The 18,380-nt window shown below is 65.7% G+C and carries 22 protein-coding genes; 9 read left to right on the top strand and 13 right to left on the bottom strand.

The window, feature by feature from the left end:
* Window position 1 precedes the first annotated feature (1 nt).
* The 8 genes from DSHI_RS16530 to DSHI_RS16495 all read left to right on the top strand — a co-directional run bounded on the left by DSHI_RS16530 (window position 2) and on the right by DSHI_RS16495 (window position 8,122).
* Window positions 2-382: a hypothetical protein gene (locus DSHI_RS16530; protein WP_012179922.1), complete on the top strand. Its 381-nt coding sequence runs from the start codon at window positions 2-4 to the stop codon at window positions 380-382.
* Window positions 382-987 carry a MotE family protein gene (locus DSHI_RS16525; RefSeq protein WP_012179921.1) on the top strand — a complete coding sequence of 202 codons (606 nt, stop codon included), beginning with the start codon at window positions 382-384 and terminating at the stop codon, window positions 985-987. Before DSHI_RS16530 ends, DSHI_RS16525 begins: the two co-directional genes overlap by 1 nt.
* Before the next feature lie 49 nt (window positions 988-1,036).
* Complete coding sequence (motA, locus tag DSHI_RS16520; RefSeq protein WP_012179920.1) at window positions 1,037-1,906, top strand: flagellar motor stator protein MotA; 870 nt, start codon at window positions 1,037-1,039, stop codon at window positions 1,904-1,906.
* Window positions 1,903-3,768: a hypothetical protein gene (locus DSHI_RS16515; RefSeq protein WP_012179919.1), complete on the top strand. Its 1,866-nt coding sequence runs from the start codon at window positions 1,903-1,905 to the stop codon at window positions 3,766-3,768. The genes motA and DSHI_RS16515 overlap by 4 nt, the downstream gene beginning before the upstream one ends.
* Window positions 3,769-3,841: 73 nt before the next feature.
* Window positions 3,842-5,875 carry a flagellar biosynthesis protein FlhA gene (gene flhA / locus DSHI_RS16510; protein ID WP_050757908.1) on the top strand — a complete coding sequence of 678 codons (2,034 nt, stop codon included), beginning with the start codon at window positions 3,842-3,844 and terminating at the stop codon, window positions 5,873-5,875.
* On the top strand, window positions 5,872-6,645 hold the full coding sequence (locus tag DSHI_RS16505) for a flagellar biosynthetic protein FliR (RefSeq protein ID WP_012179917.1): 774 nt from the start codon (window positions 5,872-5,874) through the stop codon (window positions 6,643-6,645). Before flhA ends, DSHI_RS16505 begins: the two co-directional genes overlap by 4 nt.
* Window positions 6,642-7,730 (top strand): flagellar type III secretion system protein FlhB, encoded by a 1,089-nt coding sequence (flhB, locus tag DSHI_RS16500; RefSeq protein ID WP_012179916.1) that lies wholly within the window; start codon window positions 6,642-6,644, stop codon window positions 7,728-7,730. Before DSHI_RS16505 ends, flhB begins: the two co-directional genes overlap by 4 nt.
* Window positions 7,727-8,122 (top strand): hypothetical protein, encoded by a 396-nt coding sequence (locus DSHI_RS16495; protein ID WP_044028079.1) that lies wholly within the window; start codon window positions 7,727-7,729, stop codon window positions 8,120-8,122. Before flhB ends, DSHI_RS16495 begins: the two co-directional genes overlap by 4 nt.
* Here the strand turns inward: DSHI_RS16495 and DSHI_RS16490 are convergent.
* From DSHI_RS16490 to DSHI_RS16450, 9 genes are read right to left on the bottom strand one after another with little or no spacing between them, the layout of a single operon-like run.
* Window positions 8,107-8,598 carry a flagellar basal body-associated FliL family protein gene (locus tag DSHI_RS16490; protein WP_012179915.1) on the bottom strand — a complete coding sequence of 164 codons (492 nt, stop codon included), beginning with the start codon at window positions 8,596-8,598 and terminating at the stop codon, window positions 8,107-8,109. The two genes, DSHI_RS16495 and DSHI_RS16490, sit on opposite strands and share 16 nt — an antisense overlap.
* 8 nt (window positions 8,599-8,606) lie before the next feature.
* Window positions 8,607-9,335 (bottom strand): flagellar basal body L-ring protein FlgH, encoded by a 729-nt coding sequence (gene flgH, locus DSHI_RS16485; RefSeq protein WP_012179914.1) that lies wholly within the window; start codon window positions 9,333-9,335, stop codon window positions 8,607-8,609.
* Window positions 9,336-9,347: 12 nt separating this feature from the next.
* Entirely contained in the window at window positions 9,348-9,773 is a 426-nt protein-coding gene (gene flgA / locus DSHI_RS16480) for a flagellar basal body P-ring formation chaperone FlgA (protein ID WP_012179913.1), read from the bottom strand.
* Entirely contained in the window at window positions 9,770-10,555 is a 786-nt protein-coding gene (gene flgG, locus DSHI_RS16475) for a flagellar basal-body rod protein FlgG (RefSeq protein WP_012179912.1), read from the bottom strand. The genes flgA and flgG overlap by 4 nt, the downstream gene beginning before the upstream one ends.
* A 21-nt stretch (window positions 10,556-10,576) precedes the next feature.
* The gene (locus tag DSHI_RS16470; protein WP_012179911.1) at window positions 10,577-11,293 is read right to left on the bottom strand and encodes a flagellar hook-basal body complex protein; all 717 of its coding nucleotides are present in this window, start codon (window positions 11,291-11,293) and stop codon (window positions 10,577-10,579) included.
* Window positions 11,294-11,299: 6 nt separating this feature from the next.
* Window positions 11,300-11,566, bottom strand: a complete 267-nt coding sequence (locus DSHI_RS16465) for a flagellar biosynthetic protein FliQ (protein WP_012179910.1) — start codon at window positions 11,564-11,566, stop codon at window positions 11,300-11,302.
* On the bottom strand, window positions 11,566-11,844 hold the full coding sequence (gene fliE / locus DSHI_RS16460) for a flagellar hook-basal body complex protein FliE (RefSeq protein ID WP_012179909.1): 279 nt from the start codon (window positions 11,842-11,844) through the stop codon (window positions 11,566-11,568). The genes DSHI_RS16465 and fliE overlap by 1 nt, the downstream gene beginning before the upstream one ends.
* Before the next feature lie 14 nt (window positions 11,845-11,858).
* A complete protein-coding gene (flgC, locus tag DSHI_RS16455) occupies window positions 11,859-12,251 on the bottom strand; it encodes a flagellar basal body rod protein FlgC (RefSeq protein WP_012179908.1) in 393 nt (130 codons plus the stop codon).
* Window positions 12,252-12,257: 6 nt separating this feature from the next.
* Entirely contained in the window at window positions 12,258-12,638 is a 381-nt protein-coding gene (locus tag DSHI_RS16450; protein ID WP_012179907.1) for a FlgB family protein, read from the bottom strand.
* Between the two features lie 94 nt (window positions 12,639-12,732).
* On the opposite strand from DSHI_RS16450, the gene DSHI_RS16445 reads away from it, so the two are divergent.
* Entirely contained in the window at window positions 12,733-14,085 is a 1,353-nt protein-coding gene (locus DSHI_RS16445; RefSeq protein ID WP_012179906.1) for a FliI/YscN family ATPase, read from the top strand.
* Between the two features lie 102 nt (window positions 14,086-14,187).
* Here DSHI_RS16445 and DSHI_RS16440 read toward each other — a convergent pair whose 3' ends face one another.
* The 4 genes from DSHI_RS16440 to DSHI_RS16425 form a co-directional block, all read right to left on the bottom strand.
* The gene (locus DSHI_RS16440) at window positions 14,188-14,937 is read right to left on the bottom strand and encodes a proteasome-type protease (protein ID WP_044028077.1); all 750 of its coding nucleotides are present in this window, start codon (window positions 14,935-14,937) and stop codon (window positions 14,188-14,190) included.
* Window positions 14,938-15,111: 174 nt separating this feature from the next.
* Window positions 15,112-15,948, bottom strand: coding sequence for a transglutaminase family protein (locus DSHI_RS16435; protein WP_012179904.1), 837 nt, complete (start codon window positions 15,946-15,948; stop codon window positions 15,112-15,114).
* Window positions 15,949-15,952: 4 nt separating this feature from the next.
* Complete coding sequence (locus DSHI_RS16430) at window positions 15,953-16,894, bottom strand: alpha-E domain-containing protein (RefSeq protein ID WP_012179903.1); 942 nt, start codon at window positions 16,892-16,894, stop codon at window positions 15,953-15,955.
* Between the two features lie 4 nt (window positions 16,895-16,898).
* Window positions 16,899-18,326, bottom strand: a complete 1,428-nt coding sequence (locus tag DSHI_RS16425) for a circularly permuted type 2 ATP-grasp protein (RefSeq protein WP_012179902.1) — start codon at window positions 18,324-18,326, stop codon at window positions 16,899-16,901.
* Window positions 18,327-18,380: the final 54 nt, after the last annotated feature.

The raw sequence follows: 18,380 nt of genomic DNA, 5'->3' as shown, positions 1-18,380 counted from the left end.
CATGACACTCATCGCAGACATCTTTCTCGCAGCAGGGGCGCTTGGCGCCGCGATCTATTGCCTTGTGCTGTCCCGGCGTCTCGCGCGGTTCTCAGATCTCGAAAAAGGCATGGGCGGCGCCATTGCAGTCCTGTCTGTCCAGGTCGATGACATGACCAAGGCACTGGCCAAGGCCCAGGGCACGGCGAGCACCGCGCAATCCGATCTCGATGCGGTCGCCGCCCGTGCCGAGGCCGCCGCGCAACGCCTCGAGCTTCTTCTGGCGTCCATGCACGACCTGCCGACCCCCGCGGCGGAGGCCAAGCCGCAGCCACAGCAGCCCGCCGCCGAAGATGCCGCGATCCAGTGGCGCACGCGACGCCCTGTTGGGGGGGCCTTGTGATGGCCCGGGGAACCTTGTCCATGCGCAGCCTGACCCGGCCGTTGATGGTGGTGGCGATCATGCTGGTCGGTTCTGCCGCGATCCGTTTCTCGGAAGGAATCGGTCCGGTCATGGCCGATGCCACCAGGGGCGCCATGGACAGCGGCGCCGCCGCCATCCGCGCGGCGACGGAGCCCGAGCTGGACCTTCTGCAGAAATCCCTGCTGTCGCGGGAGGCCGATCTGGTCGCCCAGGCCGAGATCGTGGCCGCCCGGGAAGCCGCGGCACAAGCCGCTGAAGAGGAAATCGCGCGCCGCCAGGCCGAGCTTGATGCGGCCGAGAACGAGCTGGCCCATGCGGAGGCGGACCTGGAACGTCGGGTCCGGACCGCCAAAACCGCGAACGAGACCGACATCGCCAAACTCGTGGCCGTCTACGAGGCCATGAAGCCGCAGGATGCCGCTGAGGTGTTCGAGGCGATGTCGCCCGAGTTCGCCTCCGGTTTTCTCAGCGAGATGTCCCCAAACACCGCCGCCATGATCCTCGCGGATCTGTCGCCGGAATTTGCCTACTCCGTGAGTGTTCTGATGGCCGGTCGCAATGCCGGTATGGACGAGTCGAATTGACGCCGGGCGCCTCCCACGCTCCGCGTTGCTTACCTGAAAGGGTCAAGGCGTGATTGGAATTATCGGAATAGTCGTTGTCTTCGTCATGGTCTTCGGGGGTTATCTCGCGGCTGGCGGCAAGATGGGCATCATCCTGAAATCCCTGCCGTTCGAGATGACGATGATCGGGGGCGCCGCGGTGGGTGCCTTCGTGATCGGCAACGACATGAGTGGCATCAAGCACACGCTCAAGGACGTCAAGAAGGTGTTCAAGGGGCCGACCTGGCTGGCGCAGGACTACAAGGACCTCTTGTGCCTGCTGTTCGAACTCATCCGGCTGGCGCGCCAGAACCCGGTGGGGCTCGAAGAGCATATCGAGGATCCCGCGGCCTCCAATATCTTCTCGAAGTATCCCAAGATCATGGCGGACCGCGAAGCGATCGACCTGATCGCCGACACCATGCGCAGCGCGGCGATGAATTACGACGACCCTCACCAGGTCGAGGAAGTTCTGGAGAAACGGATCGAGTCCAATCACGAGCATGCCATGCATGGCAGCCACGCGCTGCAGACCGTCGCGGACGGCCTGCCCGCCCTCGGCATCGTCGCGGCCGTTCTCGGCGTGATCAAGACCATGGGCTCCATCGACCAGCCGCCCGAGATCCTCGGCAAACTCATCGGCGGGGCGCTCGTCGGCACCTTTCTGGGGGTGTTCCTGGCCTACGGTCTCGTCGGGCCGTTCTCGGCCAAGGTCAAATCCGTGGTCGAGGAAGACGCGCATTTCTACCTGCTGATTCGCGAGGTTCTCGTCGCCAACCTGCACAAGCACACGGTCAACAACTGTATCGAAGTGGGCCGTCAGAACACGCCCAGCCACATCCGCCCGACCTTCTCTGACCTCGAAGAGGCGCTCAAGCAACTCAAGCAGGAGGCCGCATGATCCGCGCCCTTCCGCTTGCGCTGCTGGTTGCCGGGCTTGTCCCGCCTGCCTTTGCGGCCGAGATCCGTTCCGGGGAGCACGCGGATTTCTCCCGCCTCGTGATCCAGTTCGACGGCACGTTCGACTGGGAGTTCGGCCGGTCCGCGGATGGCTACGTCCTGAGATCGGAGGGGCTCGAGGCGGCCCTCGACACGTCTCGCGTCTTCACCCTGATCCCGCGCGACCGGATTGCGCGGATTGTGCATGACCGGGATGGCGCGGAGTTCCAGATCACCCTTGGCTGCGACTGCCATGGCGATGCGTTCGAGATCCGCGCCGGACGTGTCGTGATCGACATCAAGGATGGAAAGGCGCCCGAAAACAGCCCGTTCGAAACCGTGCTGACCGGGTCCGCCGCCCCGGTGCCCGTCCCGTCGTCCACCCCACCCGAGGATTTGGTGGACACTCCGGTGCCGGTGGCAACGCGCGCGGCGCCGGCTCAGTTCGAAACCTCGGCCTTCCGGGATGAATTGGTCCGCGGGCTGTCGCGCGCGATGACCCAGGGCCTGGTTGGGTCGGGCCTGTCGCTCGATGACCTGCTCCCGGCGCCCGATCCGACGCCGGTCGAGCCGGAACCGCCGGTCCAGACGGCCGACCCGGAACCCGAGCGGGACGCGCCGGGCGAGATCGGGCTCAGCACCATGACCCAGGTCGAGATCGACCGGCTGCGCAGGTTCCTGAACGATCCCGTGAGCGAAGCGCAGCAATGCGCCAAGCTTGCCGATCTCGACCTGGCTCTTGACGCCTCCGACCCCCTGGCCAAGGTGCGCCACGACCGGGCGGCGCTCTTCGATCCCATGGGCCGCTTGTCTCCCTCTGTCGCATTCGATCTTGCGGTTGCGTATCTTTCGCTGGGCTTCGGGGCCGAGGCGCTCGAAATACTGCAGCTCGTGGACCAGGACGATCCCAGAACCGCGGCCTACCAGGCCATCGCGGCCATTCTCGAACAGCAATCCATCCAGACGGAAAACCCGTTCTGGGGCCAGATCGAATGCCGCGGCGGCTACGTGATCTGGGAGGTGCTTTCGCGCAACATCGCCAGCCGTCTCGACGAAGAGCATCTGCGCGGCATCCAGCTCCATTTTCTTGAGCTGCCCAAGCAGTTGCGCCGCCGCATCGGTCCCGAGCTGGGCATGAAACTCGCCGATGCCGGCTATGTCGAAGTGGCCCAGGTCATCCGCAACAGCCTGGTGCGCGCCGAAAGCGAGGATTTCCCGGCGCTTCGCAACCTCGACGCGTCCATGGACCTCGAAACCGACAACCCGCTCGGCGCGATCCGGCATCTCGAAGAACTCGTGCTCTCCCGCGGCGATGAAAGCCCCGGTGCCCTCGCACGTCTGTTCCGCGCCTATTTCGCCGAAGGCATGGCACCCCCGGAACAGTTTCGAGAACTCCTGTCGAGCTACAGCTTCGAGTTGCAAGGCTCCGAGCTCGGTCATAATCTCGCGATCCTCGAAGTCGAGATGCTCCTGCGCAACGATGCGGCGCCACGCGCGCTCGAGATCGTGGCCCGGATCGAAGAAGGCGAGCGGACCCTCTCGTCCAGCGAGACGACCCAGCTTCTGCAGGCCAGCCTGAATGTGCCGAACGATGTCGGCTTTGCGCGCTTCGTCATGGACCGCATGGCCTTCGTCACTTCCCGCGACATCTCCAAGGAGCTGTTCGAAACCCTCCTGACCCGCGTGATCGACGCAGGCCTGCTCGAATTGGCCCAGCACCTCCTGGACGAAGCCCAACAGAAACCGCCCGAGCTCACAGAGCGTCTCCTGGCCCTGCATGCGGACCGCCAGGCGCGCGTCCTGCTGGCGCTGGACGGACGGTAAGGGAAACGTCGTGATCAAAGAGAACGTCGTCAGCAGCCGACACTTCCTGCAGCCCACCGTCTTCTTCGTGATCATGCTGCTGGGCATCATCGTCATGATGATCCTGCCCATGCCCTCGATCGTGCTCGATATCGGGCTGGCGCTGTCCTTCTCGCTCTCGATCCTGATCTTCACGGTCACGCTCTTCATCAACCGGCCCCTCGATTTCTCGGCCTTCCCCACGGTGCTGCTCGCGTCGCTGATGCTGCGGCTGTCCCTGAACGTCTCGTCGACCAAGCTGATCATCGGGCAGGGGCACGAGGGCACCCATGCTGCCGGCGGCGTGATCGAAGGCTTCGCCAATTTCGTCATGGGCGGCAGCATCTTTCTCGGCCTCGTGGTGTTCCTCGTGCTGCTGATCGTGAACTTCATCGTCATCACCAAGGGCGCCTCGCGCATGGCCGAGGTGGGCGCCCGCTTCGCCCTCGACGGGATGCCGGGCAAACAGCTCGCGATCGACGCCGACATGTCCGCCGGGGCCATCGACCACGCCGAGGCGAAGCGCCGCCGCGAAACCGAACAGGCCGAAACCACCTTCTTCGGCTCGCTCGACGGGGCGTCGAAATTCGTCAAGGGCGACGCGGTCGCGGGGCTTCTGATCACCGCGCTGAACCTGATCATGGGCCTTGTGATCGGCATGACCCTCCATGACATGCCCCTGGGGGAGGCGTTTCGCACCTACTCCATCCTGACCGTGGGCGACGGGCTCGTGACCCAGATCCCCGCGGTCATCATCTCGATCGCGGCCGCCCTGCTGCTGGCCAAGGGCGGCTCGGACGAAAAGGCCGACATCGCCATCAGTGCGCAATTCGGACGCCACCCGGCCGCGCTGGCCACGGTCGGCTTCATGATGTTCCTCTTCGCCCTGATCCCCGGACTGCCCTTCATCCCCTTCACACTTGGGGCGATGGTGCTCGGGGGGGCGGCGCTCTATCTCTACCGCAAGACCCCCGACAGCCCGGAGGGGGAGGACAAGCCCGCCGCACAAACCGACCGCCCGCGCGAGGCGACCATGGGCGATATCCTCGACGTGGACGAAATCCACGTCACCTTCTCGACCGACCTTGTCTCCTCGATCCTCGACGCCGCGGGTGGCCTCGACACCCGGATCCAGAGCATGCGCAACCATATCGCCAGCGAGTTCGGCGTCATCCTGCCCGAGATCCGCCTGACCGACGATGCCGGCCTGCCGGATGCCAGCTACGCCATTTTCCTGCATGGCGTCGAAGAGGCCCGCGGACAGCTCTACCCCGATCGCATCTTGCTGCTTTTGCCCGAAGAAGGTTTCCGCGAGCCGACCGAGTACGACGTCAAGGAGCCGGTCTACGGCGCCCCCGCCCGCTGGATCGAGAAGTCCGAGCGCGACGAGGTTTCGCTGCTCGGCATGACCACCGTCGCCTCGACCGAAGTTCTGGCCACCCACCTGCTCGAAGTGGTGAAGGGCAACCTGGCGCGGCTGATGACGCTCAAGGCCCTGCGCAAACTGATCGGAGAGCTGACCAACACCGCCGACGCCGCCCGCAACGAGGCCAATCGCCTGCTCGTCGAAGAACTGATCCCCGACCGCGTCACCAACGACACGTTGATCGCGATCCTGCGCCTGCTGCTGGAAGAGCGGGTCTCGATCCGCAACCTGCCCCTCATCCTCGAGGCCATCGCCGAGGCCAAGCAGATCAGCTCCGCCATCGACGGTATCCACGAATATGTCCGGCAACGGCTCTCGTTTCAGATTGTCTCCGACCTCAAGCGCAGCGATGGCACCATCCCCCTGATCCAGCTCGCCCAGGAATGGGAGCAGATCTTCGCCGCCAACTCCATCGGCCGCGAGGACGGTGCCGCGGACGTGGCCCTGCCGCCCGATCTGTTTCAGAAGCTGATCCAGAACGCGTCCGAAAAGGTGGTCAAGGCCAATGAAAGCGGCGTGAACCCGGCGATCGTGACCTCCGTCCGGCGGCGCCGCTTCCTCTCCACGGTGCTGGCGAGCAAGGGCTTGCAGGTGCCCGTATTGTCCTTCGAAGAGCTCGGGAAAACCAACCGGCCCTCCCTGGTCGGGGTGGTCTCCGCGTGACCTGGACCCTGGCAGAAATCGCCGGCGATGTGTTTCCGGTTTTCATCCTGGCACTTCTGCGGATCGGCGCGGCCATGGCCTTCCTGCCCGCCTTCGGCGAGCGCGCGGTCCCGCTCCGCATCAAGCTGGTGCTCACCCTCGCGCTCACGGCGCTTGTCCTGCCCACGCTGCTGGCCACCGGCGCACCGCCGCTGGAGCGCCCGGCGGACTGGGTCCTGGCGGGCGGCGCCGAGGTCGTGAGCGGCCTGTTTCTCGGCTTCACCTTCCGGCTGATGGTCTTCGCGCTGCAGGTCGCCGGCACGATCGCGGCCCAGTCCACCTCGCTTGCCCAGGTTTTCGGCGGTGCGGTGACACCGGATCCGCAACCGGCGCTGGGCAATATCTTCCTGATGGCCGGACTGGCGCTCGCCGCGCTTTCGGGGCTCCACGTCCACCTGACCGAGGCCTTCCTTCTGTCCTTCCTGCTGCTGCCGGTCGGCAATTTTCCCAATTCCGACATCATCAGCGCCTGGGCCATCGCCGATGTCAGCCGGATGTTCGTCGTCGGCTTCACGCTCTCGGCTCCGTTCGTGGCGGCCGCGATGCTCTACAACCTTGCGCTCGGGGCGATCAATCGGGCCATGCCGCAACTGATGGTGGCCTTCGTCGGCGCCCCGGCCCTGACCCTGGGCGGCCTGGCTCTCGCCGCCCTCAGCGTCCCCTTCCTGCTGACCCACTGGTGGTACCTTTTCGAGGCGTCAATCTTCGCGCCCTTCGGACCCGTGAGATGAGCGAAGACGAATCCCCCGACGACAAGCCGTTCGAGGCGTCCGAAAAAAAGCTGCTCGACGCGCGCAAGAAGGGCGAGTTGGTCAAATCGACCGACCTCATCGCCACCGGCAGCTATGGTGGCCTGATCCTCGGCCTCGTCTTCGCCGGGGCGGGCACCCTGACGATCTCCGCCGCCACCATGCAGGGCCTGTTGCGCGAGGCCGACACCCTTGCGCCCGAGCTGTTCGCCGGCGGCGCCTCCAGCATCTCGCTCACCCTGATCCTCGGCACGGTCGGTGCCCTGTCGCTGTGGTTCTTCCTGCCCATGCTCGGCGCCATCGCCAGCCTCGTGCTGCAACGGGCGCTGGTCTTCGCCCCGACCAAGCTGGAGCCGAAGCTCAACCGGATCTCCATCCTGTCCAACGCCAAGAACAAGTTCGGCCGCGAGGGGCTGTTCGAATTCCTGAAAAGCACCTTCAAACTCGTCGTGTTCTCGATCCTGCTCGGGCTGCTCTTCATGTACGAGCTTGACACCATGATCAGCCTCGCCGCCCAGCCGGTCAGCGCGATCATCGGGTTCGTCTTCTACCTGCTGATCGAATTTCTCGCCCTTGTCTTCCTGGCCACCCTGCTGATCGGTGGTGTGGATTACATCTGGCAACGCGCGCAACACCTGCGCAAGAATCGCATGTCCCGGCAGGAGGTGGTGGACGAAACCAAATCCGCCGAGGGCGACCCGCACTCCAAACAGTACCGCCGTCAGCGTGCGATCGAGATCGCGACCCAGCAGATGCTGGCCGATGTGCCCGATGCCAGTGTCGTGGTGGTCAACCCGACCCATTATGCCGTGGCCCTGAAATGGGACCGGTTCTCCCCCACCGCGCCCATCGTGGTGGCCTCGGGCGTCGACCACGTGGCCGCGGCCATTCGCCAACGCGCCCAGGAAGCCGGGGTCCCGATCCACCGCGACCCGCCCACGGCCCGGGCGCTCTACGCGACCTGCAAGCTGGGTCAGGAAATCCCGCGCGCCCAGTTCAAGGCGGTGGCCGCCGCGATCCGCTTCGCCGAGGCGATGCGCGCCAAAGCCCGGAAGAAACCGCTATGACCCCCGATGAACTCGCTGCCCTCGCCATGTTGGCCGAAGTAAAGAAACAACAGGAACTCGCGCGCCTGCATCCGCTCCTGGCCGCGCGGCAGGCCCTGACCGAGGAGATCGCGGGCCTGCGCACCCGTCTTGCCGCTCCGCCCGCCAGCCCCGAAGATCCCGGCGCGCTGCTGCGCGCCTCCGAGCATCGTGCGGTACTCGACAAGAAGCTGCGTGAAAAACTGCAAGCCCTCAGCCGGCTGGAGGCGCTGATCGCCCAGGCCTCCCCGGCGCTGGCCCGGGCCACCGCGCGGCTGGACGTGGCTGAAAAACTGGAAACCGATGCCCGCAAGGCTCAGAAGAAACGCGCCGCCGCCCTGCAGCTGGCGCGCAACACTCAGCTCACGTCCTGACGGACGATATCCATCACCAGAACATCCTTGATGTCATCGCCCATGAGCGACCGGGTCGCCTCGCGCATGGCCAGCCGCAGTGTCTTGAGCGTGAAGCTCTCCGTGAACACCCCGTCGAACCCGCCCGAATTCGAATGATCGAACAGGACCGCCAGCAGCGTGTCGCGGATCCGCGGCTCCTTGGCATAGACCTCTTCGCGCAGCCCGTTCGTCACCTCGAGCGTGATCGACAGCACCACCAGAGATGCCACCCGGCCGTCCCGTACCACCGGGACCACGAACTGGTTGTTGAGCTTCACATACTCGAAATTGCCGCTGGGATCGAAAGACTCCTCGGTGGAGATATCGGGCTCTTCCACCACTTCCGGCGTCTCGGTCACCTCCGGCTCCGGCGGGGGCGGGCGCAGGAAATACCCCGCAGCCCCGCCGCCGCCAAGGCCGACAATCAACAACAGGATCGGAAGGATCTTTTTCATGGTACGCCTCAGAACGGCAGAATGATGTCGGCGATCTGCTGGCCGTAGCGCGGCTGCTGAACGTCCGTGATCTGACCGCGTCCGGCATAAGAGATCCGCGCCGAGGCGATCTTGTCATAGGTGATCTCGTTCTGCCGCGAGATGTCCTCGGGCCGCACGAACCCGGTCACGATCAGCTCGCGCAGTTCGAAATTGACGCGCACCTCCTGGGTGCCCTGGATCTCGAACACCCCGTTCGGCATCACGCCGACGACCGTGGCCGCGACCCGCAAGGTCAGTTTCTCGCGCCGCGAGACCGACCCGTCGCCGGAGGATGACCCGTTCGACGAAACCCCGACCGCCGATCCCAGGCTCGCCCCCTCGGGCAACCGGGGATCGATCCGCTGGGGCAGGCCGAAGAAATCGTCGATGGCCAGGGTTTCGCTGCCCGAGCGCGAGCGTTCGGAACTGTTGGAAATCTCGGCACGATCGTCGATCTCGATCACCACGGTCAGGATATCGCCGTTCTGACCCGCCCGCCGGTCCCCCAGCAGCGAGTTGCGCGTCCCGCTCCAGAGCGAGGCGCGCTCCGGGGCCCGGTCGATCGTCCGGTCACTGGCAATCGGGGCCGAGATCATGGCCTGGTATTCGCTGCCCGAGGACGACGCCGTGAAGTCAGGGGCCTGACCCACATCTGCGATCCGCCCGCACGCGCTCAGCACGACAAGACAGGCGACGAAAGGAACAAAAATGCGCATGGGTCACTCCGCTCAGGGGGTTTCGACAATGGCTTGGCCGGGCCCGGTGACCCGGGCGCGGACAGTGGTCTTGGAGGAAATGTTCAGCACCCGCAGGGACTCTCCGAGCCCCGCGCGCCCCAGGGCCCGCCCCTCGGTCGCGATCCGCATGAAGGGCGTGGCGTAGACCAGCGAGACGAGCTCGTTGCGCTCCACCAGGGCCGGGGGACCGACCTGGTCGGCCAGGATCGGGCGCCCGGCATAAAGGATCACGCGACTCTCCAGCCCGATCGCCTCTTCGGGACGGCTCAGCGCCCCCGGCGTGCTGCCCGGGGTCAGGTTCAGGTCCTCCGCCGTCAGGATGGCCTGGGCCCGGATGGTCCGCGCGGCCACCAGGGTCTCTGCGGCGGCCGGCACGCCCATCAGGACAGCGAGGGAGAGAATCAGCCAACGGGTCATCGGATCTGCGACGTCGCCCCCATCATCTGGTCGGCGGCGGTCATCACCTTGGAATTCAACTCGTATCCGCGCTGCGCCTCGATCAGCTCGGTCACCTCGCGCACCGCATCCACCGAGGAGGCCTCGAGGTACCCCTGCCGGAAGGTGCCCAGCCCATCCTCGCCCGGCACCCCGATCAGCGGCGGGCCGGAGGCGTTGGATTCCATGAACAGGTTGCTCCCGATGGCCTCCAGTCCCTTGGCATTGGTGAACCCGGCCAGCGAAAACTGCCCCAGAAGCTCCGGCTCGACCGTGTCGCGGAAATAGGCATAGACCTCGCCCTCCGCATCCACGGAGATCCGCATGGTGCCCTCGGGAATGACGATCTCCGGCACCACCGGATAGCCGTCCGAGGTCACGATCAGCCCCTCGGCCGAGCGTTTGAGCGACCCGTCTCGGGTATAGGCCGAGGCCCCGGAGGGCAACGTGACCTCCAGATACCCCTTGCCCTCGATCGCCAGGTCCAGGTCGCCCCCGGTCTGCGACAGCGAGCCCTGGCTCAGCTCCACGGTGACCGCGGCCGCCCGCACCCCGAGACCCAGCTGGACCCCCGTGGGCAGGGCGGTCCCGTCGGAGGCATTGATCGTTCCCGGCGCCTTCACCTGCTGGTAATGCAGGTCGGCGAACTCCGCCCGGCGCGCGTTGTAGCCGGTGGTGTTCATGTTCGCGAGGTTGTTCGAGATCACCTCGACCCGCATCTGCTGGGCGCTCATGCCCGTGGCGGCGATTGTCAGAGCACGCATTCTGCCTCTCTTTCCGGCCGGTTAGCGGCCAAGGGTCTGGATGACGGTCTTGATCCGGTCATCTTCCTTATCGATGAAGGACTTCGCGGATTCGTAGCGGCGCTGAACCTCGATCATGCGCGCCACCTCCACGATGGGGTTGACGTTGGAGCCTTCGATGAAGCCCTGGTGCACGCTGGCATTCTCCGCCGGCAAAACCCCGCCATTGGGGATGAAGGACGCACCGGGTGCGCGCTCCATCAGCAGCGGGTCCTCGGGCACGACCAGCCCGATATTGGTCAACGGCCGGCCATCGGCGCTCAGGGTGCCGTCGGCGGCCACCGCGATGCTGCGGGCATCGGGCGGAATGAACACTGGCGCCCCCCCGGCATCGAGCAGCTGGTAGCCATCCGGCGTGACCAGCAACCCGTTGGCATCGGGCTCGAACGCCCCGGCCCGGGTCAGCCGTACCCCCTCGGGGGCCGCGACCTGGAAAAACCCGTCCCCCTCGATCGCCATGTCGAAGGATCCGCCGGTCTGGCGCAGCATGCCCTGGCTGTAATTGGTGATCTTCGCGCCACTGTCGGTCATCGAGATCGACGCCTGCCCATGGCCCGTGGCCTGCACGTATTCCGAGAACACCAGCCCCTCGGCCCGGTAGCCTGTGGTCGAGATGTTGGCGATATTGTTGGCGATCACCGTCATCTCGCGTTTCAGCGCGTTCTGGCGGGACAGGGCGGTGTATTGTGTGGCGTCCATGGCGGGTCAGAACCTCTCGATCGTCGGCAGGATTTCCGCCTGGAAGAAGTCCGTGAGGGTTTCGGTCATGAAGCTCATGCTCACCCAGAACACCGCCAGCATCAGCGCCGCCTTGGGCACGAAGGTCAATGTCATCTCCTGCACCGAGGTCAGGGCCTGGAACAGACCCACGATCACCCCCGCCACCAGCGCCACGGTCAGGATCGGCGCCGACATCAGGACCGATACCCAAAGCCCCTGCCGCAGGGTGTCGAAGAAGATGATCTCCGTCATCAGACCGGCATCCTCAGGATTTCCTGGTAGGCCTCGACCACCTTGTTGCGCACGGTCACCGCGGTCTCCACGGCCAGCTCGGTCTGGGCTAGTGCCTCGACCAGGGCATGGGGATCCGCCCCGCCGGTCATCGCCGCTTGCGTGACGGCCTCGCCGTTCTGGAGCGTTTCGGCAAAGCTCCGCGCCGCACCGGCAATGTCGGGCCCTTCGTGTTTCGGCGCGGTCAGCTCCTTGGAACGTGTGTAGAGCTGTGCCGCCGTGCTGGAACGGATATCCATTCTAAACTCCGATCTTAGCGTTTGAGTAGTTCGAGCAGGGAGCGCGACATCTGCCGGGCATTGTCGAAGCTGCGCAGGTTCGCTTCGTAGCTGCGCTGGGCTTCCCGGGCGTCAGCGACCTCCACCATCGTGCTCACGTTCGATCCTTCGTAATACCCAGTGGGGTCCGCCAGCGGATGGGACGGGTCGTAGATCCGCTTCAGCGCCGAGTCGTCGAGCGAGACCCGCAGCACCGCGACACCGTCGGTGCCGTCGAATGTGTCGAACATCTGCTGGAACTCGGCCTGCTTGCGCTGATAGCCGGGCGTGTCCACATTCGCGATGTTCTGCGAGACCACGTTGAGCCGCTGGGCCTGGGCCATCAGCCCGCTGGCCGACACGGTCATGGATTTGAGTAGATCACCCATCGCCCGTCACCTCCCCAGGCTCGTGCGCAGGATGCTCATGGAGGTCTTGTAGACCGACAGGGCCAGCTCGTGCTGGTGCCGGTTCTCCGCCATGCGGATCATCTCGTGTTCAAGGGAGACCGAGTTGCCATTGGGTGCCACGGGGGTATCCAGCACCGTCTGCACCGACAGGTCGAGCCCGCGATGGGCACCGAAGGCATGGTCGTCGCGCGTGGCCCGCAGCCCGGAGGAGGTCATCTCACGGTAGCTGTCGGTGAAATCCTTCAGATCCTGCGTGCGGTACCCGGGCGTATCCGCATGGGCGATATTCCGGGCGATCACGCCGTGCCGCTCGTTGGCATGGGCGACCATGGCACTCGCGGTATTGAGAATCGTCAAATTTTTCATATCGGGGCTTCTCCCACGATGGTTTCAACCAACGCTTAACCCCGATTCCTTTAGAAACAGTAAGTGAACATCCAACGGACCAGAAAGGCCGACGATGACCCCTGACTTCTCAAGCCTCGCCGCGCAGATCGAAGGCGCCTCGTTCCATCGCATCTCCGGGCATGTCTCGGCCCTGAGCGAAGCGGTGGTCGAGGTGACCGGCCTCAACCGCCATGCCCGGCTGGGGGACCGCGTGGTGCTCACCGGCGCCACCGGGGCCGAAGTGGGCGGGGAGGTCGTCACCCTCTCCGGCTCCCATATCGAGGTTCTGCCGGAGGCCCGGCTCGAAGGATTCGCGCTCCGCGACCGCGCCTATTTCCAGGGCCGGTCCGAGGTGCGGCCGTCCGAGGACTGGATCGGCAAGGTGATCGACCCGTTCGGCCGCTGCCATGACGGCACCATTCCCGCCCCCGGCCCGACCGCCTATCCCCTGCGCGGCACACCGCCCTCGGCCATCACCCGCAAACCCCTGGGCCACCGGCTGGAAACCGGCACGGCGGTCTTCAACACCTTCCTGCCCTTGGTGCGCGGCCAGCGTCTGGGCCTTTTCGCGGGCTCCGGGGTGGGCAAATCCACCCTGCTGGGCAAGCTCACCCGTTCCGTGCAGGCCGACATCGCCGTGGTCGCCCTGATCGGCGAACGTGGGCGCGAGGTGCGCGAATTCGTCGACCGCACCCTCGGCGCGGACGGGATGAAGCGCGCCATCGTCGTGGCCGCCACCTCCGATCAGGCGCCGCTCCTGAAACGCCGCGCGGCCTGGCTGGCCATGTCCATCGCCGAATATTTCCGCGACCTCGGCGGCCATGTCCTGTTCCTGACCGACAGCGTCACGCGCTTTGCCGAAGCCCATCGCGAGGTCGCGCTGACCGCGGGCGAGGCGCCCTCGATGCGCGGCTTTCCCCCGTCGACGGGCCAGATGATCATGGACCTGGCCGAACGCGCCGGCCCGGGGCCCGAGGGCAAGGGCGACATCACCGGCATCTTCAGCGTCCTGGTGGCCGGCTCGGACATGGACGAACCGGTGGCCGACATCCTGCGCGGGGTGCTCGACGGTCACGTGGTCCTGTCGCGCGAGATCGCCGAGCGGGGCCGCTTCCCCGCGGTCGACGTGCTGCAATCGGTCTCCCGCAGCCTGCCCGACGCCGCCAGCGCCGCGGAAAACGAGCTTCTGCAACTCGCCCGCCGGACCATGGGCATCTATGAACGCTCCCGCCTGATGATCCAGTCCGGCCTCTACACCCAGGGCAGCGACGCGGAGATCGACGCGGCCATCACCGCGCACCGGGAGCTCGAGGGCTTCCTCGCGCGGGTCGAGACCGGCACCGCCGCCGACAGTTTCGAGCATCTCGCCCAGGCACTCCGGCGCGCAGGCGTGGCGCCGCAACCGCAAGACCCGGGTGCGATCTAGCCCCGCGCCCGTCGCGACCGGTAGGCCGGGGATCTTCCCCGGCCCGCGCCCCGGGCCGACCCGCCACCGCACACGCGGCGGTCGGGGCCGCCCCGGCGCGGCTCAGGTCTCCCGGCTGTCGTCCATGCGGAATTTCGGCAGGCTGTCGAAAGCCATCTTCAAGGCCTCGCCCCAGCCGCTGGAAATCGTCTGGAAATAGCTGTCATCGGCGGTGATCCGGGCGGCATAGCCCAGACGCAGCGCATCGGTCTCGATCACCTGCACGTCCAGCGGCAGATCCACCGACAGGTTCGCCTTGATGGTCGAATCGAAACTCACCAGCAAGAGCTTGATCGCGTCCTCGAAACTCATCTCCGGATCGAAGGCGCGCACCAGGATGGGCCGGCCGTATTTCGTCTCCCCGATCTGGAAGAACGGCGTGTCGTCCGAGGCCTCAATGAAATTCCCCTCCGGATAGATCATGAACAGCCGCGGCGCGCTGCCCTTGACCTGCCCACCCAGAAGCAGCGTCGCGTTGAACGTGCTGTCGGCCCGCGCGCCGGTATTGGCGTTCGACTGGATCACCTCGCGCAGGGTCGCACCGACCATCCGCGCCACCTGGAACATCGACGGCGCCTCGAAGACCGAGGGGCTGCGTTCCCCCGGGGCCTTCATCCGCTCCTCCAGCAGGCTGACCACCGACTGGGTCGTGGCCAGGTTGCCCGCGGTCATCAGGGTGATGACCCGCTCGCCCGGCTGCTCCCAGCTTGCCATCTTGCGGAAGGTCGAGATGTTGTCGACGCCCGCATTGGTGCGCGTATCCGACATGAACACCATGCCGCGGGCCATTTTCAGCCCCACACAATAAGTCATTTCACGTTCCCGGCTGCCATGCTCCGGCAGCGCCATCAAAGCCCCGCCGGGGGCAGGGACTCGCGCCCCGGCCAACGGCCAACGCTTCCGCATACAGAGGATTGCAGGCGCTGTCATCCGCCATGATGCCCGTTGGGGCACGTGCCGCATTGGGGTGTGGCACTGCCGGGGGGGTTATGCCTGGCCCTGGCTCTGGGATTGCGTCTGCGCGCCCTGGGACTGCACCTGCAAGGTCACGTCCAGCCGCTCGGCCCCGTCCCCGAACCGCATCCCCGAGACCGGGGCGGCATCGGTGTAATCCAGCCCCGTCGCCACCCGGACATAGCGTGCATCCGGGCAGATCGCGTTCGACACGTCGAACCCGATCCAGCCGATCCCGTCCACATGGGCCTCGGCCCAGGCATGGGTGGCGTCCTGCTCCACCCGGTCCTCCATCATCAGATAGCCCGAGACATACCGCGCCGGCACCCCGAGCGCGCGCGCCGCGGTGATGAAGATATGGGTGTGGTCCTGGCACACCCCCTTGCCCGCGGCGACCGCCTCCTCGACCGTGGTGCCCACATGGGTCTCGCCCGGGGCATACGCCACCGCGCCCGCGATATGGGCCATCAACCCGTGCAACTGATCCAGCGGCGTGCCTCCCGCGTCGAACTCCCGCATCAGCTTGCGCAGCCCCGGCCCGGCCTTGGTCAGCGGCGTGGTCCGCAAAAACATCCACAACGGCATGAACCCCGAATGCTTGCCGGTCACGCCGCTGGTGTCGGTCACATCGACCTCGCCCTCGCAATGGATCGTCACCCCGGTGACCCCGGGATCGAAGCTGATCAGGTTGGTCTCGTTCTTGTGCTCGTCCTCGTAGCTCACCTGGGGCTGGGCGCCCTCGAAGCTCATGGTCCAGTTCAGCACCTTCTGGGTATCGCGCGACTTCGGCGTCAGACGCACCTGCTGCAACCCGTAAGGGATGGGCGTGTCGTAGCTGTAGGTCGTCCTGTGGGTGATCTTCAGTATCATGCGCCTATCCGTAAAACCTGTAATCCTGCTCGATCTGCTGACCGAGCATGGCGTTGAACCGCAGGAAATCCTGGATGAACTCGTGCAAGCCCCCCTCGAAGATCAGGTCCACCGTACTCGCCCGGATCCGCGCATTCACCGCGTCGGCCGTATCGTGGCAGGGGTGCCGGTCCCCGTAATCCGCCTCCAGGTAGCCCAGGTTGGCCGAGATCTTGGAATAGCAGAACGCCAGCGATCGCGGCATCCGGCGATCCAGGATCAGGAACTCGGCAATATCCGCCGGCGTGCTGTCGGAGCCGTAATTGTGCCGAAACGCCCCTTCGCCCGAGACCGAGCGCAGGATCGTCTCCCACTGCACGTTGTCGAGCGAACTGCCCACGAAATTCGCCGAAGGCAGCAGCACGTAATACTTCACGTCGAGGATCCGCGCGGTGTTGTCCGCCCGCTCCAGGAAGGTCCCGATCCGGGCGAAATCGTAGATGTCGTTGCGCATCATCGTGCCGTGCAGCGCGCCGCGCACATAGACGCTGCGCTGCCGGATGATGCCCAGAACGTCCGGCAGATCGCGCTCCGATATCTTCCGCGCAAGCAGCTTTTTCAAGGTCAGGTAGCATTCGTTCACCGCCTCCCAGACCTCCCGGGTCAGCGCGGTCCGCACCAGCCGTGCATTGTCCCGCGCCGACGAGATCACCGACATCACGCTGGACGGGTTGTCCTTGTCGCGAAGCAGGAAATCCACCGCGTTCGCGCCCTCGAACGCATCGTATTTCTGCAAATAGGCATCGCGCGCCCCCGCCGTCGCCAGGATCGAGCCCCACTCGCTCGCCGCCGCGTCCGAGCGGGTCAGCGCGATCCGCTGCCCGGCATCCACGAGCCGCGCGATGTTTTCCGACCGCTCCAGATACCGAAACATCCAGAACAGGCCCCCGGCTGTCTTGCCCAGCATGACCCTACTCCTCCAGCACCCAGGTGTCCTTGGTGCCGCCTCCCTGGCTCGAATTGACCACCAGCGACCCCTTCTGCAACGCCACCCGCGTCAGCCCGCCGGGCGTGATATGGATCTTCTTTGGCGAGACCAGCACGAAGGGCCGCAAATCCACATGCCGCGGCGCCAGCCCCGAACGCGCGAAAATCGGCACCGTGCTCAGGCTCAGCGTCGGCTGGGCGATATAGCTGTCGGGCTTGGCGATCAGCTTCTCGCGGAAGGCGGCGATCTCCTTTTTCGAGGCCGCAGGCCCCACCAGCATCCCGTAGCCGCCCGAGCCATGCACCTCCTTGACCACCAAGTCGGCCAGATTGTCCAGAACATAGGCCAGCGTGTCGGGGTCGTTGCAGCGATGGGTCGGCACGTTCTTCAGGATCGCCTGCTCGCCGGTATAGAACTCGACGATCTCCGGCATGTAGGAATAGATCGCCTTGTCGTCCGCGATCCCGGTGCCCGGGGCGTTGGCGATGGTGATCCCGCCCGCGCGGTAGACATCCATGATACCCGGCACGCCCAGCAGGCTCTCGGGCCTGAAATTCATCGGGTCGAGGAAATCGTCATCCACCCGCCGGTAGAGCACGTCGATCGGGGTGAAGCCGCGGGTGGTCCGCATCGCCACGCGCCCGTCCACCACCTTCAGGTCATGCCCCTCCACCAGTGCCGCGCCCATCTTGTCGGCGAGAAACGCATGCTCGTAATAGGCCGAGTTGTGGATCCCCGGGGTCAGAACCCCCACCACCGGCTTGCCGGTACAGGCCGGCGGGAAACAGTCGCTCAACGACCGGCGCAGGTTTTGCGGGTACTCGCTGACCGACCGCACCCGGTTGCGCGCGAACAGCTCCGGGAACATCTGCAGCATCGTCTCCCGGTTCTCCAGCATGTAGGAGACCCCCGAAGGCGTACGCGCATTGTCCTCCAGCACGTAGAACTCGTCCTCGCCGGTGCGCACCAGGTCGATGCCGACGATATGGGTATAGACATTGCCCGGCGGCGTCATGCCGATCATCTGGGGCAGGAACGCCTCGTTATTGGCGATCATCTCGGCGGGTATGCGGCCCGCGCGGATGATCTCCTGCCGGTGATAGATGTCGTGCAGAAAGGCGTTGATCGCGCGCACCCGCTGCTCGATCCCCTTGGCCAGCCGGGTCCATTCCCGGGCCGAGATGATGCGCGGCACGATGTCGAAGGGAATGAGCCGTTCGGCCGCCTCTTCGCGCCCATAGACGTTGAAGGTGATCCCCGTCAGCCGGAAAACGTCTTCGGCTTCGCGGGCCTTCTTGCGCAGGCGGGCGGGGTCCTCGCCGCTGAACCAGGTGTCAAAATCTGCATACGGGGACCGGATCGCGCCGTCCCCCATGCCCGTCATCTCGTCAAAGGGCTGCTTTATCTTCATGAATTCCACGCTAGCGATTTCAGCCCCCACTGCAATGGCTAGGTGAACGCGCCT

This window comes from Dinoroseobacter shibae DFL 12 = DSM 16493, from assembly GCF_000018145.1.
GTDB classification, from domain to species: Bacteria; Pseudomonadota; Alphaproteobacteria; order Rhodobacterales; family Rhodobacteraceae; genus Dinoroseobacter; species Dinoroseobacter shibae.
This window is presented reverse-complemented; position numbering and strand designations above follow the sequence as displayed.

What these genes read in the sequence shown, in the direction of transcription:
- DSHI_RS16430 (WP_012179903.1), bottom strand. Translation starts at nt 16,894, where the DNA reads ATGCTGGGCAAGACAGCCGGGGGCCTGTTCTGGATGTTTCGGTATCTG.
- DSHI_RS16470 (WP_012179911.1), bottom strand. Translation starts at nt 11,293, where the DNA reads ATGGACGCCACACAATACACCGCCCTGTCCCGCCAGAACGCGCTGAAA.
- DSHI_RS16450 (WP_012179907.1), bottom strand. Translation starts at nt 12,638, where the DNA reads ATGAAAAATTTGACGATTCTCAATACCGCGAGTGCCATGGTCGCCCAT.
- DSHI_RS16440 (WP_044028077.1), bottom strand. Translation starts at nt 14,937, where the DNA reads ATGACTTATTGTGTGGGGCTGAAAATGGCCCGCGGCATGGTGTTCATG.
- flgA (WP_012179913.1), bottom strand. Translation starts at nt 9,773, where the DNA reads ATGACCCGTTGGCTGATTCTCTCCCTCGCTGTCCTGATGGGCGTGCCG.
- DSHI_RS16435 (WP_012179904.1), bottom strand. Translation starts at nt 15,948, where the DNA reads ATGATACTGAAGATCACCCACAGGACGACCTACAGCTACGACACGCCC.
- flgH (WP_012179914.1), bottom strand. Translation starts at nt 9,335, where the DNA reads ATGCGCATTTTTGTTCCTTTCGTCGCCTGTCTTGTCGTGCTGAGCGCG.
- DSHI_RS16515 (WP_012179919.1), top strand. Translation starts at nt 1,903, where the DNA reads ATGATCCGCGCCCTTCCGCTTGCGCTGCTGGTTGCCGGGCTTGTCCCG.
- DSHI_RS16525 (WP_012179921.1), top strand. Translation starts at nt 382, where the DNA reads ATGGCCCGGGGAACCTTGTCCATGCGCAGCCTGACCCGGCCGTTGATG.
- fliE (WP_012179909.1), bottom strand. Translation starts at nt 11,844, where the DNA reads ATGGATATCCGTTCCAGCACGGCGGCACAGCTCTACACACGTTCCAAG.
- DSHI_RS16530 (WP_012179922.1), top strand. Translation starts at nt 2, where the DNA reads ATGACACTCATCGCAGACATCTTTCTCGCAGCAGGGGCGCTTGGCGCC.
- flhB (WP_012179916.1), top strand. Translation starts at nt 6,642, where the DNA reads ATGAGCGAAGACGAATCCCCCGACGACAAGCCGTTCGAGGCGTCCGAA.
- DSHI_RS16425 (WP_012179902.1), bottom strand. Translation starts at nt 18,326, where the DNA reads ATGAAGATAAAGCAGCCCTTTGACGAGATGACGGGCATGGGGGACGGC.
- DSHI_RS16495 (WP_044028079.1), top strand. Translation starts at nt 7,727, where the DNA reads ATGACCCCCGATGAACTCGCTGCCCTCGCCATGTTGGCCGAAGTAAAG.
- flgC (WP_012179908.1), bottom strand. Translation starts at nt 12,251, where the DNA reads ATGGGTGATCTACTCAAATCCATGACCGTGTCGGCCAGCGGGCTGATG.
- flgG (WP_012179912.1), bottom strand. Translation starts at nt 10,555, where the DNA reads ATGCGTGCTCTGACAATCGCCGCCACGGGCATGAGCGCCCAGCAGATG.
- DSHI_RS16490 (WP_012179915.1), bottom strand. Translation starts at nt 8,598, where the DNA reads ATGAAAAAGATCCTTCCGATCCTGTTGTTGATTGTCGGCCTTGGCGGC.
- DSHI_RS16445 (WP_012179906.1), top strand. Translation starts at nt 12,733, where the DNA reads ATGACCCCTGACTTCTCAAGCCTCGCCGCGCAGATCGAAGGCGCCTCG.
- DSHI_RS16465 (WP_012179910.1), bottom strand. Translation starts at nt 11,566, where the DNA reads ATGACGGAGATCATCTTCTTCGACACCCTGCGGCAGGGGCTTTGGGTA.
- flhA (WP_050757908.1), top strand. Translation starts at nt 3,842, where the DNA reads ATGCTGCTGGGCATCATCGTCATGATGATCCTGCCCATGCCCTCGATC.